This is a genomic window from Butyricicoccus faecihominis (assembly GCF_014648015.1).
In the GTDB taxonomy this organism is placed as follows: Bacteria; Bacillota; Clostridia; order Oscillospirales; family Butyricicoccaceae; genus Agathobaculum; species Agathobaculum butyriciproducens.
Genome location: NZ_BMQH01000012.1, coordinates 48,601 through 64,249 on the forward strand (window position 1 = coordinate 48,601; position 15,649 = coordinate 64,249).

Annotated in this window: 8 protein-coding genes; 2 read left to right on the top strand and 6 right to left on the bottom strand. The window is 55.7% G+C overall.

The genetic code is table 11. The features are described 5' to 3' along the window. Nucleotides 1-378 precede the first annotated feature (378 nt). Both IEY11_RS11930 and IEY11_RS14615 read right to left on the bottom strand, forming a co-directional pair. Nucleotides 379-8,463, bottom strand: coding sequence for an InlB B-repeat-containing protein (locus IEY11_RS11930; RefSeq protein ID WP_188886643.1), 8,085 nt, complete (start codon nt 8,461-8,463; stop codon nt 379-381). A 439-nt stretch (nt 8,464-8,902) separates the two neighbouring features. Beyond that, nucleotides 8,903-9,127, bottom strand: coding sequence for an SGNH/GDSL hydrolase family protein (locus tag IEY11_RS14615; RefSeq protein WP_194461873.1), 225 nt, complete (start codon nt 9,125-9,127; stop codon nt 8,903-8,905). Between IEY11_RS14615 and IEY11_RS11935 the strand changes: the two genes are divergently transcribed. Then, nucleotides 9,126-9,302 (top strand): hypothetical protein, encoded by a 177-nt coding sequence (locus tag IEY11_RS11935; protein ID WP_194461874.1) that lies wholly within the window; start codon nt 9,126-9,128, stop codon nt 9,300-9,302. The two genes, IEY11_RS14615 and IEY11_RS11935, sit on opposite strands and share 2 nt — an antisense overlap. Before the next feature lie 71 nt (nt 9,303-9,373). Then, nucleotides 9,374-9,625: a hypothetical protein gene (locus tag IEY11_RS11940; protein WP_194461875.1), complete on the top strand. Its 252-nt coding sequence runs from the start codon at nt 9,374-9,376 to the stop codon at nt 9,623-9,625. 245 nt (nt 9,626-9,870) lie between these two features. Here IEY11_RS11940 and IEY11_RS11945 read toward each other — a convergent pair whose 3' ends face one another. The 4 genes from IEY11_RS11945 to IEY11_RS11960 all read right to left on the bottom strand — a co-directional run bounded on the left by IEY11_RS11945 (nt 9,871) and on the right by IEY11_RS11960 (nt 15,623). Continuing rightward, nucleotides 9,871-11,316 (bottom strand): TrkH family potassium uptake protein, encoded by a 1,446-nt coding sequence (locus IEY11_RS11945; RefSeq protein WP_188886646.1) that lies wholly within the window; start codon nt 11,314-11,316, stop codon nt 9,871-9,873. Next, nucleotides 11,313-12,683: a Trk system potassium transporter TrkA gene (gene trkA, locus IEY11_RS11950; protein WP_188886647.1), complete on the bottom strand. Its 1,371-nt coding sequence runs from the start codon at nt 12,681-12,683 to the stop codon at nt 11,313-11,315. The genes IEY11_RS11945 and trkA overlap by 4 nt, the downstream gene beginning before the upstream one ends. A gap of 241 nt (nt 12,684-12,924) precedes the next feature. After that, complete coding sequence (locus IEY11_RS11955) at nt 12,925-13,773, bottom strand: hypothetical protein (RefSeq protein ID WP_188886648.1); 849 nt, start codon at nt 13,771-13,773, stop codon at nt 12,925-12,927. A 122-nt stretch (nt 13,774-13,895) separates the two neighbouring features. Continuing rightward, nucleotides 13,896-15,623 (bottom strand): phospho-sugar mutase, encoded by a 1,728-nt coding sequence (locus IEY11_RS11960; protein WP_188886649.1) that lies wholly within the window; start codon nt 15,621-15,623, stop codon nt 13,896-13,898. Between the last annotated feature and the right edge of the window lie 26 nt (nt 15,624-15,649).

The following is a 15,649-nucleotide window of genomic DNA, read 5'->3' on the forward strand; positions in this document are numbered from 1 at the left end:
AATCCAGCGCATCTTATATGGTAATTTCAGTATATCACCCTGCAACGACGTTGTAAATCAAAATGAGTCGAATTTGCACAGTATTATGCAAATATAGAACATGATGTACGATATAATGAGCCGCGAGCCTGAAAATACTTGCGATTCGGTTGGCAGAGTATATCACGCCGGAGAAGCTGACATATGAGCATGGAATTTCTGCCGCGGCTGTTCGATTCGTTCTCGCGTGAGCGTATTCCGTGTGAGAAGCAAAAAAACAAGCGACACCATATTTCGAGTGGTGTCGCTTGTGTGCGTTTTCAGGCGCTGTCGGTATTGTCTGCCCTTGCAGGGCGGTTGTTCATACCATATCCGTTGGGAGGTATGGATCGGATGGGATTACTGGTCGGTGTAGCGGCTGAGGATAACCGCTACCTGAGCACGGGTTGCGGTGCCGTTCGGCACGAGCGTAGTCGGGGTAACGCCGGTTACCAGACCGTTGCCGTTCGCCCAGCTCATTGCTTCAGCAGCCCACGACTCGACAGAAGCCGCATCTGCGTAGCCATCGAGTGCTGCGCTGCCCTGCGGCGTATGACCGCGATAGGTATCGTAGCGGTACAGGATGGCCGCCAGCTGCTGACGGGTGATCAGCGTATCCGGCTGGAATCTGCCGTCGGTGAAGCCATTGACAATGCCATTTTCGGAGGCCCATGCGATGGCTTCTGCGTACCACTTGCCGTCGGCCACATCGGTGAACTGTGCTGTGGAAGCGGCCTTGCTGCCGCTCATGCGGTAGAGCACCTGAACCAGCATTGCGCGGGTCATGCCGTCATCCGGACCGAACTTAGTCGCGGTCAGGCCCTTGAACCAGCCGTTCTCGAGTGCGGTGTTGACCTCGTTGTAGAACCACTTGCGCAGGTTGACATCGGAGAAGTCGCTGCTGTACTCGTGGGTGATAACGAAGGTGGAGAAGTGGGTGGTCTTAAAGGTAGCCTTTCCGGTCGCTGCATCATAAATGACAGGCAGCTTCTCGAACGAGCCGTCCTCAGCAAGATAGTATGCAACCAGATGCGCGGCGTTCTCGCCGCTCTTGAGGCTGTATGCTACAGAAACCGAAGCCGTGCCGTTCAGCGCATGAATGCGGGTTGCAGTGCCGTTTTTCGGATGCACCTGCGCAGAAATGTTCAGGATGGTGCCGTTCTTCGGCAGGTATTTGCGCTGTGCGTCCGTCAGGGAGAACTTGTCAGCGGAAGCGATCGAAATACTTGCCATACCGTCGGCCTGTGCGGCGCTGCCGAGTGCGGTCAGCGTCTCACGGTCGAGTGCAACCGTGCCGTTCGGCAGGGTAAGCGCTGCGCCGTTCTTTGCACCGGCGAGAGCAGCTACCACATCGCCGGTGAGCGATACCGCGCGTACGGTGGAGTCTGCGGACAGATCAAGCGTCAGCGAATCCTTGCCGGAAACCGCAGTCAGCTTGGAGCTGTCGGCAGAAACCGCTGCGGTGCCGTTCTTTACCACAACCGTTGCGGGAATCTTGGTGCCGTCCGGCGCGGTAATGGAGGACGAGCCGCTGTCGGTCGGAGCCGGTGCAACAGCGCCGCCGCCTGCTCCACCGCCGCCTGCGCTGCCGCCGCTGCTCGGCTTGACGGCAAAGGCTGCGGTAACTGCAACGTCATTCGCCGGCATGGTGAAGGTGTAGGTCAGGGTGGACGCGGAAACCGTCTTGTCGAGCGCGGTCTCCGGTGTCAGCGTCAGGGTTTTCAGCTGATAGCCGCTTGCGGGTGCAGCGGTGAGCGTTACCTTGTCGCCAGCCTTGGCGCGTGCCGCAGAAGCGGAAACGCTGCCGTTTTCGGCCTTGCCGGCCGTAATTGCGTAAGTTTTGTGGAACAGAGTGTCGGTGTTGACCGCCAGAGCGTCTGTTACGTTGCGGATAACGGCTTCGAAGCTGCCGTCCTTTTCGGTTACGGAAACAACGGCATTCGGAGCCGCCTTCTGGAGTTCGGACTTGATTTCCTCGGCGGTGCCGACACAGTTTGCACTCGGTGTGAGCGTCAGCTTGACCGTGCCGTTCTTGCGAACCTGAGCGGATGTGCTGTTGACTGCACCGGTGTCGTTCGACTGAATCGGCGTGGTGTAGGTGAATTTGCCGGTGCCGTTCGTGCCGGAAATCTTGGCATTGTACTGTACAAGGTCGGTGAAGTGAACGCGGATGGTCTGGTTGGCATCGAGTGTGTGAATATAAATTGGATCGACAAGATTTACACCATCAACCTGTACCGCAGCAGCGTTTTCTTCTGCGGTAATGTCACCCTGGGTAACCGTCCACTTTTCGACCATCTTTTGGGTGTTTGGTGCTGCAGTGAAGGTGATTACGCTGCCGTTCGGCTGCTTGGTCTGAGAGTTGATCGCGGTGTCGTCAATCTTGGCGGTCAGATGGCCGTTCGCATCAGCGGTGCCGAAAGTAAGCTGATAGCTTGCCGTAACCTTAAAGTATACGGTTGCAGTAATATTCTTGTCCGCACGGATTTTGCCTTCCGGATTGGTTTTGGAGTTTCCGGCAGTCTTTTTGCCGTTTACTTCCCACTGTTCAACCTGATAGCCAGTCTTCGGCGCTGCATGGAAGGTGATTTCCTCATCCTTATAGATGGTTACGCCTCCTGCAGGCATAGCCTTGGTCTCAACTTCCTCACCGTAGATATCATACAGCATGTATTTTACGGTGCCGTTGCCGGCTGCAGCGGTAGCCTTGGCGGTGTAGGAATCGCTCTGGGCAAATTCAGCGCTGATGGACAGATCGCCAGCCAGTTCGCTGATGGTATAAGTGCCGTTGGTCTTTGCCGTAGCTTCATCCTGAGCAGTACCGTTTACAACCCAATTCTTGAAATGCCAGCCGCGGTCTGCGCGTGCCTGCAGCTCAACCTTGCTGCCGCCGGGAATCTTGGACAGATCGTCCACAGCTTCGCCGTCTACGGTTGCAATGATCGTGCCATGCTCCATTTTCGGTGTGGTAATCTCAAATGCGGCACGGTCGGTCTTAAGCGAAACCTTGGTGTTCTCGGTGATGGGGAAGGTATAGCTGCCGTCAGCGTTGAGCTTTCCTGCTTCAACAGCCTTGCCGTTCACCTGATAGGTCTCGCCCGTGGCGGCAGCATAGCCTGCCTTGGGCGCTACCGTAATCTCCGTATCGCCGGTGACGCTTTCGCCGCTCTTGAGAGACTTGGTGAGCGTCTTGGAGGTATCGTCCGGATCAACCGTCTGATAGCTTGCGGTCAGTTCGCCTTCCAGCGTCAGCGTGTAGCTGTCGCGCTCGAATACGGCAGCCAGATCAATATCCTGCACGCCAACCTCAACAGAGAGCGTGTTGGAGCCGTTCGTCGGGTCCGATTCGCCGGACGGATAGCTGTTTGCACCGCGTTTCGAGAGAATCCACTGCTTGAAGTGCCAGCCGGTGTTCGGCGTTGCGGTGAAGTTGAACTTTGCACCGCTGGCAATGTAAGCCGGGAAGTTCTTGAGGCTTTCGGAGCCATTTTCATCCGTGCATTTGAGTGTACCGCCCTGCTTATTCTGAACGGAAGCATTCAGTTTGGTATTGGTGGTCTTGAAGTAAACCAAAACAGATGCCGGTTTTGGAAGGGTCTTGATGGTAACCGAGCTCTTCTCCTTACTGTTCTCGATTTCCTTGCCGTCATAGGTCCAGTAATCGACTGCATAACCTGCATCCGGCACAGCCGTCAAGGTAACATCGGTGTTTGCGGTAAAGCTGGAGATTGCACTGCCGTCATCCGCCTTGCCGGCATTCAGACCTGCGGTAATGATCGACGCAGAACCGACAGAGTGCTTGTTTGCGCCTTCGCCGAAGTCCTCAGCCTTGAGGGTAAGGATGTAAGTCAGGCCGTTTACCGTGTAAACACCGGGGATAAAGGTAAATTCGTAATTGTTGTACAGCGTTTCGTTGGTAGCGGTAGTCTTGCACGGGGAAACCGTGTAGTTGCTGGGCGCAATGTTCGGCGCGAGCGTCACCGTGTTGCCTGCGGTGTTGACTGCGGCATAGTCAAGGTGCAGAGCAGCAATCTCATCAGCAGTCATGTTTTTCGTGTCTGCCGTGAGAGAAAGCTGATTCTTGTCTTTCGGGTTGACCTTATCCTGTGCAACGCCGTCCTTCGGGGTGACAACGCGCAGCGTAACGGCACGCTGAACAACGGTAAACTCGGTTTCCGCAACCGGATTGGTTTCGCCGTTTATATAAGCATACAGCGTGTAAGTGCCGACATTCAGCTTATTGTTCTCTGTCAGCGGCTGCGAATCCTTGGAACCGGAAACCGCATACTTGAAGGTTGCGTTAGTGACCTTCTGCAGACCATGCGTATCCTTACTCATGCGGGAGAGCGACGGCGTTACCGTATCGCCGTAGGTGAAGCGGGTGACGCTGTTGTTATCCTTGCCGTTGGTGAGCGTCAGCTGATAGCCGGTCGCGTTCTCGCCAACGAGAACCATCTGGCCTTCCGCACTGCTCATATCCTTGAATACATAGCTGCCCGGATAATACGGGGTAACCGTGTAAGCACCGTCTGCGGGCACGACAACGTCCTTGGTGGCCACGCCATTGGCGCCAATCTCTGCGGCAACCGTGGTAGAGAAGTCCGTGCCGCGAATCAGGAAGCTGAGCGTGCCGGTCGGGATGGTGGAGGTAGCAGACGCGGAACTCATTTTAGCATTGATGTGCAGCGTGCGGTCAAACTGAGCAGTGTTGTCTTTTTGTACATTCTCTGCCGTAACATTCAGCTCACACTTGGGTGTGCGCTTGCTGTACTGTGTGGTAATCTCAGGCGAGTAAGCGGAAATGCTGTACTCGGTCTTGGAGGTGTTATCGTAGTAGAGCACATTCAATCGGCAGCGGTAAGTGCCCTTGTCGGCAGAACCGGCGTTGCTGATGCTCAGCGTATCGGAAACGCTGCCGGCAATCTCGGTCCAGGAACCATTGTTCAGCTTCTGCCACTGATAGCTTACGCTGTTGTACTTGCCGCCGTCCGGATTTTTATTGTCTCCGTTATACTTAACTGTTGCGGTTGCCAGAGAATCCGGATAGATCGGCAGAACCGTCTGATTCTCCTTGCCGTCAATCGTTACCGAAATATCGGGATAGCCTGCTGTGGTCTTGGTGCGGCAGGTCAGCGGTTCGCTGTAAATGCTGTTGCGCTGCTGCTCAGCCTTGTTGTTGTTGCGGGTCTGAATCTGATATTCATACTCGGTATAGGGAGACAGGTTCTTATCCGTGTAGCTGAAGGTGTAGGTGCCGTCATCGTGACGCTCACCATCGGTGAACGGCACAAATGCGAGTTCCTTGCGGCCGGAGCCATCCGGGAAGTTGTAGTAGCGGTACAGCTGGAAACCGGAAACGATCTTGTCGTACGTCCACGTCAGGGTGACGGAATCATCGGTGGTTTTCGCAACATCCTGCTCAAAATCCTCCGGCAGCGGAGACGGAGCCTGCGGCTCGGTTACCGCGTAGGTAACAACCGGGAACGCCTGATTGCCGCTGCGGTAGTTGTAGCAGAAAATTTTCCAGTTCATGCCGTAGCCGTATGGTTTTGCTTCGATCGGCATGTTCTGCAGCGAACCGGAGAACGAGCCGCCTGCGGTGTTGACCGATACCTTGCCGGCAGAGTGTTCCGAACCTGCCACAACGCCTGCGGTTACGCCGCCTGCGCCTGCACCGGCTTTCGTTTCGATCGAGGTGGTGTTGGTGTAGTTTGGGCTGTCCGAGGTGGAGAAGCTGATCTCCTGCGTGATGCCGGAGCCGCCGCCTGCCGCGGTGAAGTCAACCTTAGCCGGATCACCGTTATAAGCCTTAGCGTTTGCGTATGCCTTATGCGTGCTCGGATAGCTGGACGGATCACCGATCGTATGCGTCAGCACACTGCCCGAAATGGACGGCAGCACGCTGTAATCCTCGGCAATGTTTTCGTAGTCGGACAGGTCGATCAGACCGATCGAGGCTTCGTGCGGGATGGAAACGGTGGAGGTTACTTTCGTGTATTTGCCTGTTCCATCCGGGATGTAGGAGGTGTACTCGTAAATCTCCATCGGGATGGAATAGAACGCCACTCTGTCCTCGCCGGAGGTTGTCTCGTAGGTGATGGACTGCTCGAGCGAGGAGGTGTGCTCGGTCTCGTAGGTGAAACCGGAGGTAAAGGCGGCTTCTGCCTCAACGCTGCCGATCTTAACGCCGAATACCGAGAATTCCTGCTCAAAGGAGACATATGCGCCGACCGAGATGGTAGAGGAGGAGCTGGTGCCGTTCTCGGTGCCTTTCATGCTCGAGTAGGTGGTGGAGGACTCGGCATAGTTGCCGGACAGGTCATCGCGGTCGAGCAGATCGGAGAAGTACGGAGGCGAAGCCAGTACCGCCAGAACCTGCGGATCGGAGTAGGTGTAATAGTGCTTGCCGGTGTAGGTCATGTAGCTGGTATCGTCGTCCGTGTTGGCGAGACAGAGCGTGTACGAGCTGTTGACATCGGTTTTTACCGGCTGAGAGCCGTCAAACAGGTTGACGGTCGAAAGTCTGGTTGTACCCGGCGTGCGGGTGGTGTACGGTGTCTGAACCGCCTGATCTACGGTTTCGTAGCCGACAAAAGCCTGGTAGTAGGACTTTCTGCGGAACAGCTTGTGCCACCAGCTCTTGTAGTAGGCACGGCGCTCGTACTTCGGGACCTGACCCTTGACGGTGTAGGATTCAGACTGCTTGTTCTCATCCTTGGACATGGTCTGCGTCAGGGTGAACAGCGTACCCGAACCTGCGGTGTTGTTGTCTTTATCCACCGCGGTGGTCACAGAGCCTGCGGATGCATCGTACTCAACGTAGTCCTCATCCGGCATAGCAGGCGTGTTGTCGAGTGCCTGCTTGATATTCAGACCGTTCTCATCGCAGGAGACAACAAGGCTATCAAAGTACAGCAGATCACTGGTTTTGCCGTCATCGGCTTTTTCACCTGCGGTCGGACGGGAGATAATCGCCGTATTGGCCGGACACAGCGGCAGAGAACGGAAGGTATCGTTGTGCTTTGCCATTGCACCGTAGATGTACTCGCCTTTATCGTTCTTAGAGAACAGATCGAAATTCTGCGAAACAGACGGCTTGAAGGTGACGCCGTTCCATGCGTACAAACCTACATAGCGCGTGTTCTGCTTATTTGCCTTGAGGTCAGCATCCGACTGAGCCGCCAGAATCAGCGTTTTGCCGCCGCCGGTCATATCGCCGAAGGCGAAGGATGCGCGGACCAGATTGCTGCCCTCGTAGGTCAGCGGGAATTCCTGCGAGCTCTGCAGCATGTGCGCGCTCGTGGAGCCGAACATTACAACGGCACGCGAGCCTGCGTTCTGCTGCGGACCGTAGTAGTAACCCCAGGTGCAGGCGAGATCGTCTACGCCGTCCTGGTTGACGTCACCGCTGACGAGAGAGATCATGTTGGAAACGACACTGCCCTCACGGAAGAAGTACGTCCACGCCTGTCTCCAGTTAGAGGGATGGGAGTAATCTTCAGTCTGCAGGTCGTAAATCTCAATGCGGGAATTGCCGACCTCCGGCACATAGACCGCAACCTCGTCCTTACCGTCGTTGTCCCAGTCGCCGGTAGCTACCTGCAGGTAGTTTTTCAGCTGATACGGGTTTTCTGCGAAGTTTTCGACCTTTTTGGCGGTCGTGCTGCCTTCATCGCTGGTGTCGGTCAGATTCGGGTTGCCGATTTCCTTGCTGGTGTCCAGCAGCGTGATCGGCTTGCCGTACTTGCCGGATTCAGCATCGCCGAATCGCAGGTACAGACCGCCTTTTGCGCTCAGGTCACCGGCGTAAACCATGACCGTCTGCGAGGACTTGGCGTCACTGCTCGAGGTGAAATGGCCTGCGGCCACGTCTGCCATGGCGTAATCGGTACCATCCTGCAAATCGGTAGTAGCATTGGTCATGCCGGTCAGATAGCCCTTGGTGGCATAGCCGCCATTGTCCTTGCTGCCCACCGGGAACTGTGCGTATGTGCCGGTAGAGGTGGTTTTACCCTTGGAGATTTCCTTGGAATTGGTTTTAGCCGTCAAAAACTGCTGAGCCTTGGTAGATGTGTTATCATCATTGCCGTACAGCGTGCTCTGCAGCTTGTTATCCTTATCGTTGGATGCGGAAGTGCTCTTTGCACAGCTTTCTGCGTCGGCCTTGGTTCCCATACTGATGGTATCCGACGGCAGAACATCACTTGTCAGACCAACGGTATACAGCTCGTACACCGGCGTAACCTTGATGGTATTGCGCCCGTATGGGTTGCTGGGGTCGTTGGCATTAAAGCCGTCGGGCGCTTTGCTCGAATCAATACCGAGCGCCGCAAGCGCGTCCGAGCTGCCGGTATCCGCCGCCGCTGCGCGGATATCAAGCGGGCCGCCTATGCCGGCGATAAGAGCCAGTGCCAGAGCAAGGCTTATGCCGCGTTTGAATTTCATGGTATATTCCTCCTTTTCCAATTCTGCGGTGCGGTGGAACGAGCCGCGCCTGCAGAAAAGAGACTGAAAATTGCCTGCGTTTATCATAGCAGCTTTGCAGCCTGCTGTGCGGTCGGGCACACGAAATGTCCGATTTTCGACACGAAATACACCGATAGGAAAAATAGAGTGAACTACGCGTAAATTCTGCAAAAAATGACACACAATCCACAGAAGTTATCAACAGGCTGTGGATAAAATGCGGTAAAAAAACACCCCGGTTTTGTCAGGTGACAAAACCGGGGTGAAAGGCGCCTGCGCTGCTTTTCCGCTTGTGCGCTGCGGCGGCTGCCATAGCCTGGCACCCTTGCATTCCGCTGAAACGGGTTGCGCCTGTATTTTACCGCGTTTGCAGTATCAAGGAAGGGGAAAAGATGACGAATGATTTTGGACAGGGGGGTTAAAGCAGCTCGCGCAGCCTGTCCGCAATGAGCCTGCCGAGCACGGCGTGCTCCTCTGCGGTCAGATGAATCTGGTCCGAGCACTTTGCCGCCGTGACAGCCGAGCTGTCCAAGAAGGCGCAGCCGTACTTTTCCGTCAGTGCGCGGAACCGTGCGGGCAGAGCACGGATGAGTGCGGCACTGCTTTCGTTTGCGCGTATGCTGCTCGAGCAGGCAGACATCATGCAGAAGCACTTCGGCGTGGGCAATAAGCGCGTGCCAAAGTTCTGCGTGTCATGTCAGTACTATTCGTTCGCGGTAAACGCATTCGTCGAGGTTGTCAAGGAGTGCGACGCGGACCGGTACGGTTTTATCCTGCGGGAAACACAGACCGGAAGTGTATCACGCTCGATGAACTGAAACCTTATCCGTATCTGATTTTTGAGCAGGGAGACCGCAATTCCTTTTATTTTTCCGAGGAACTGCTCAGCATGCTCGATATGCCGAAAACCATTCAGGTCCGCGACCGCGCAACACTGTTCAGTCTGGTGATCGGACTGAACGGCTTTACGGTCAGCTCGGGCATTATCGACCGCAAGCTGAACAGTCCGAGCATTATCGCGCGGCCGCTCAAGATGGAAGGCAGCATGCGCATCGGTCTCATCCGCAAGAAAAACGTGGTATTTAGCCGCTATGCGACCTCCTATGTGAAGGCACTGAAAAAGCAACTGTCTATAGATTGAAGCTGTGAAGGGTTGCGAATAAGACGTATTTTTCAAGAGATAAATTCCGTGGCAGGCTGTTGTCAGACAGAAAAAGCACCATTATGTTACCCAAAGAGATAGATACCCCTGAGCAACCGGAAAACCCCATCTCGACATATTCTGCCGCGATGATTCAGGTGTGTCGGTGGAGCACCGGAACGATTTGCGGTCGGTCGATATGCACGCAAAAGCCGCTAAACGGTATACGTTCAGCGGCAGCTTTTTTATCGGTTTCTTCTCCACGTTTCGGGTGCAAACAGCAGAAGCATGGGGAACAGCTCCAGACGACCGGCGAGCATATCGAAAGTCAGCACGATTTTACTCAGCGGGTGCAGCGCACTGAAGTTGGCTGCCGGACCGACCTGATTGAGTCCCGGACCGACGTTATTGATGCAGGTAACAACCGAGGTAAAGCTGGTTACCATATCCTCACAGTGCAGGCTGACAATGAGGATGGAAGTGACAATAACGATCAGATATGCCACAAGAAAGGCGTTGACCGAGCGCATGACCTCATGCTGGACGCGCTGTCCGTCCATTTTATGCACGCGCACCAGACGCGGATGAATCAGCGACATCATTTCCTTCTTTACGCCCTTGAACAGCAGCAGGATGCGCGAGCATTTCATGCCGCCGCCGGTAGAACCGGCACACGCGCCGATGAACATCAGCAGCACGATCAGCAGCTTGCTGAATGCGGGCCACTGGTTAAAGTCCACGGTTGAAAAACCGGTGGTCGTGATGATAGACGCAACCTGAAACAGGGAATGGTGGAAGCTCTCGCGCAGCGAACTGAAGCAGCCGCGCACATTGAAGGCAATCAGTGTGGTAAATACGGCAATCACGCCGAGATACACGCGAATCTCCTCGATTTTGAACAACTGCTTGAATTTACGGGTCAAAAGCAGAAAATACGCGTTGAAGTTGATGCCGAAAAGGATCATAAAGACCGAGATGACATTCTGCAGGTAGGCGCTGTCGTAGTGCGCGATGGAATCATTCCAGTTGCCGAAGCCGCCGGTGCCTGCCGTGCCGAGTGAAACGCAGATGGCATCGAACATCGGCATGCCGCCGAGCAGCAGCAGAATGATCTGCAGAACGGTCAGTCCAAAGTAAATCGCGTACAGGATAAGCGCGGTATCGCGCATGTGCGGCGATATTTTGGAGACCGAGGGTCCCGGGCTTTCCGCACGCATCAGATAAATGGTCTGACCGCCTGCCAGCGGCAGGACGATCAGCATGAACACCAGAATGCCCATGCCGCCGACCCAGTGCATCAGGCAGCGCCATAGCATAGAGGCATGCGAAAGCGCCTCCACATCGCCGAGAATGGTAGCGCCGGTGGTGGTGAAGCCGGATGCGGCCTCGAAAATCGCATCTACTGCGAACGGAATCTCGCGGCTGAGCACGAACGGCAGGGCGCCGGTCACGGCCAGCACCAGCCAGCACAGCGCGACGGCCACAAAGCCTTCGCGTGCGTAGAACTTGGTGTTTTTCGGCTTATATTCACACAGAATGCCTGCACCGACCATACAAATCAGTGCAGTGGCGATATAGGCGGGCAGCTCGGGTTCACGGTAAATGACCGCGGTAAACGCGGGCAGCAGCAGGAACAGGGACTCAATGCCCATCAGCCAGCCGATCAGATAGCGGACGATTGCGAAATTCATCTTTCGCGCCCTCTGGTTGTCGGCAGGAAGATATCCTGAAGGTCGTTCATGCCCTCGAAGGTGGAAACGACGATAACCGTATCGCCTTCATGCAGCACATCGTGGCCGCGCGGAATGATACGCTTGCCCTTGCGGTTGATGCAGCACAGCAGAACATCCGGACGAATCGGCATATCCTGCAGGGGAACGCCGGTGAGGTGGTGCGCCGCAACACGAAATTCAAGCGCTTCTGCGCCGTCCAGCTGATGCAGGGTCTCCACGTTGGAGCCCATCGAGTTCTGCATGGCGCGGGTGTACTGGCTGATCAGCTCGGCGGTGGTCTGCTTGGGGCGAATCACCTTGCCAATCGGCATGCTGGCGATGACTTCCTCAAAGTTCACACGGTTGACCTTGGTGAACAGCTTGGCACGGGAATGACGGCCGGCGTGCAGCGCGAGCAGAATGTTCTCCTCGTCCATGCCGGTGAGCGCCGCAAACGCCTCGCAGGTTGCCAGACCCTCCTCGTCGAGCAGGTCGCGGTCGGTGCCGTCGCCGTAGATGATGGTCGCGTGCGGGAGCATTTCGGACAGTGCTTCGCAGCGTTCCAGTTTGTTTTCGATGATCTTGACTGCAATGCCGGAATCCAGCAGGATTTTCGCAAGAAAGTACGAGATTTTGCCGCCGCCGACCAGCATCGCAGAGGAAATGCGCTTGACCGGCAGACCGACCTTCTCGAAAAATTCGTTCTGCTCGTGCGGCGGAATGATGACGGTGATGTTATCGTTCTCGTGCAGGATGAAGTCGCCCTTCGGGATATAGGTCTGACCGTCGCGGCGGACCATGCACAGCAGCACGTCCGTGCGGAGCAGCGGATTGACCTCGCAGACCGCCATACCGTCCAGGCGGGACTCGTGCGGGATTTTGAGGTCGAGCAGCTCGATGCGTCCGCGGGCAAACGTGCTGACGCGGATGGCCGACGGGAAGCGGATCAGACGCGAAACAACACGCGCGGTGGACAGCTCGGGGTTGATGACCATCGAAATACCCAGCTCATCGCGGATAAAGCCGAGGTCGGATACATATTCCGGATCGCGCACACGCGCAATGGCGTGGCAGCCGGATGCTTTACGAGCGATCAGGCAGGAAAGCAGATTGATTTCGTCATGGGTGGTAACGGCGATTAGCAGGTCGGTATCCTGCACGCCGGCTTCACGCAGAACGTGATAGCTGGTGCCGCTGCCCTTTACTGTAGCAAGGTCGTGTGTGTTGGACAGTTCCTCCAGACGGCGTTCGGACAGGTCAACCAGTGTCAGGTCGTGTCCGGCCGCGCTGAGCTGTCCCGCCAGCTCCGAGCCGACTTTGCCGCAGCCTACAATAATGATGCGCATAGCGCACCTCCGATCTATTTCTCTATAGCTGTGCCCTGTTGACACAGTCTTGATACACATATAGCGATTATAGCCGTTTGACCGGGAAAAAGCAATATCCAGACAGGAATTTTGCAGGAGTTTAGCGGAAAACCGACAAATAGGGAGAAATGGTCGGTGTATAGCTGATAATGTATGTCCGAAAAAAGGAAAAACCACCCGAACGGGTGGTTTTCACTGCGGATTAAAGTTCTGCGACAGGTTACTTAAACTGTGTATAAGTGGTATCGCTTGCGTAGCCGTCGCTGTCGGTCTGGTGCATGGAGACCAGATTGCCGTTATCATCAAAGGTACGGGTATCGGTTGAGAGGGTGCCGCCTTCGATGGTCGAGCGGGTGGTCTGCGTTTTGCCGTCCACCGAGTACACGGTGAGCACCTCGAACACGATGCCGCTCTCGTCTACGGTGACCGACTGGATGAGCCGCCCCTGACTGTCGTAGCGGTTGTCGGTGGAGGAGGTGATATTGTCCTCGCCCTCGTAGGTGCGGGAGGACAGCACGTCGCCGTTGGTGTTCATGCCCATGCGGACGACCATCAGCTCGTTGCCGTCTGCGTCGTAAACCGTGTTGACTGCAGAGGACTGACCGTTGTCAACCTCGGTGTAAACCGTCTCGGAGGAGACCGAAAGTTCGCCGTCCTCGTAGTTTTCCGTGCGCAGAACGCGGTTTTTGTCGTCATAGCTGCGGCGATACTCCGAGGTGGAGTTGTTGGTCTTGTCGGTGGTGATGGCATCCGTGCAGTTGCCGTTTTCGTCGTAGGTGTAGTCCGTGTAGGTGAAATTAAGCGGTTCTTCCTCGCCTTCCACGGTCTGCATGGTGTAGGAGCGGAAGGTGCTGCCGTCCTTGTCATGGCAGTTGACCGTGTAGCTGCGGTTGCCTTCCTCCGTGCGCAGCTCCAGTTCATAGGAGGCAGCACGCGGCAGAACGGAAGCCAGCTGTGTCGGTACCTGCTCCATCACGGCAATACGGCATGCAGGCGTGCGGTCATACGCGATGGTGGCACCAAGCACGATGACCGTGCTTACAATACAGGAAATAATGCGTTTGATCATATTTTTGTTCCCCTAAAATAATTAAGGTATAATAATTTTGGCAATCAAGGTGATTCCGGAAAAATGCAGCCGAACCGGAATTCGGCTGCATTCAGCGTTGCTGGATTTTTACTGCAGATGGCTTACTTTACGATTTCCTTCGCTGCAGCGGTCAGAGCCTCGACCTTTTCTGCGGCCTCGGCCTTGTTCTCGCCCTTGGCCATGATGTAAACCTTGACCTTCGGCTCGGTGCCGGACGGACGGATGATAAAGGTCGTGCCGCCCTCGAGCTCGTAGTACATCACGTTCTGACCCTTAAGCTCCATCGGCTCGGACTTGCCGTCTGCCATGCAGGTGCGGGTGCCCGGCATGTAATCGCGGGTGTAATCGACCTTGTGGGTGCCGATCTGGGTCAGCGGCTTGTCGCGCAGCTCCTGCATGAGTTCCTTCATGCGCTGCAGGCCGGAAACACCCGGCATAACGATCGAAACGGTCTGTTCGCAGTAGTAGCCGTACTTTTCGTACATCTCTTCCATTGCGTCGTACAGGGTCTTGCCCTGGGTACGGTAGTAAGCCGCCATCTCAGCGATCAGCATGGAAGCGGTAACGGCATCCTTGTCGCGGGCATAATCGCCGCACAGGTAGCCGTAGGATTCCTCAAACGCGAAAATGTACTCGTGCGAGCCGTCCTGCTCGAACTGCTTGATCTTCTCGGCAAGGAACTTGAAGCCGGTGAAGGTGTCAAAGCACGCAACGCCGTTCTTTTCAGCCGCCGCGCGTGCCATCTCGGTGGTAACAATGGATTTGAGCACCGCCGGATGGGCAGGCATGGTGTTCGTCAGCTTCTTTGCGGTGATGATGTAATCGGTGAGCAGCACACCGACCTGATTGCCGGACAGGGTGACATACTCGCCGGACTTGTCCTTGAGGACGATGCCGGTGCGGTCGGAGTCCGGGTCGGTGCCGATGATCAGATCAACATCGTTCTGCTTTGCCAGCTCGATGGCGAGCGTAAAGCCTTCCTTGTACTCCGGATTCGGGTTCTTAACGGTCGGGAAGTCGCCGTCGATCTTCATCTGCTCCGGCTCACAGATAATGTGCTTGTAGCCCAGACGGCGCAGGATCTCGGGAACCAGACGGTAGCCGGCACCGTGGAACGGCGTGTACACCAGCTTGAACTCATCGGCAACCTGCTTTACGCAGTCCGGATTTACCGCAACCTTAATAACCTCGCCGAGATAAGCCTCGTCGGTCTCCTTAGACAGAATACGGATCAGACCGTTTTTGACAGACTCATCGTAGTCTGCAGTTTTTACACCGGTGAAGATATCGGTCTTTGCCATTTCGTTGGCAACCACATCTGCCTCGGCCGGAGGAAGCTGTGCGCCGTCCTCCCAGTAAACCTTGTAGCCGTTGTACTCCTTCGGGTTGTGGGAAGCCGTGATGTTGATGCCTGCGATGCAGCCGTAGTGACGGACAGCGAAGGACAACTCCGGGGTCGGACGCAGCTCATCGAACAGCAGTGACTGGATGCCGTTTGCGGCCATGATGCACGCAGACTGCTTAGCGAACTCGGCCGAGAAATGGCGGGAGTCGTATGCAATGGCAACACCGCGGTCCATTGCGGCCTGACCATTCGATACGATCAGGTTTGCCAGACCCTGTGCAGCCTGACCGACGGTAAAGCGGTTCATGCGGTTGAGGCCGACGCCCAGTACACCGCGCAGACCGGCCGTGCCGAACGACAGCGGCGCAAAGAAACGGCTTTCGATCTCTTCCTGATTATCTGCAACAGCAGCCAGCTCGGCATGCTCGTCCGCAGAGAGGGCAGAGCAGTCCAGCCAACGCTTGTATTCCGACATATAATCCATTGGTATCACCTCATCGTGTTAGTTGG

What these genes read in the sequence shown, in the direction of transcription:
- IEY11_RS11945 (WP_188886646.1), bottom strand. Translation starts at nt 11,316, where the DNA reads ATGAATTTCGCAATCGTCCGCTATCTGATCGGCTGGCTGATGGGCATT.
- IEY11_RS11930 (WP_188886643.1), bottom strand. Translation starts at nt 8,463, where the DNA reads ATGAAATTCAAACGCGGCATAAGCCTTGCTCTGGCACTGGCTCTTATC.
- IEY11_RS11955 (WP_188886648.1), bottom strand. Translation starts at nt 13,773, where the DNA reads ATGATCAAACGCATTATTTCCTGTATTGTAAGCACGGTCATCGTGCTT.
- IEY11_RS11960 (WP_188886649.1), bottom strand. Translation starts at nt 15,623, where the DNA reads ATGGATTATATGTCGGAATACAAGCGTTGGCTGGACTGCTCTGCCCTC.
- trkA (WP_188886647.1), bottom strand. Translation starts at nt 12,683, where the DNA reads ATGCGCATCATTATTGTAGGCTGCGGCAAAGTCGGCTCGGAGCTGGCG.
- IEY11_RS14615 (WP_194461873.1), bottom strand. Translation starts at nt 9,127, where the DNA reads ATGATGTCTGCCTGCTCGAGCAGCATACGCGCAAACGAAAGCAGTGCC.
- IEY11_RS11935 (WP_194461874.1), top strand. Translation starts at nt 9,126, where the DNA reads ATGCAGAAGCACTTCGGCGTGGGCAATAAGCGCGTGCCAAAGTTCTGC.
- IEY11_RS11940 (WP_194461875.1), top strand. Translation starts at nt 9,374, where the DNA reads ATGCTCGATATGCCGAAAACCATTCAGGTCCGCGACCGCGCAACACTG.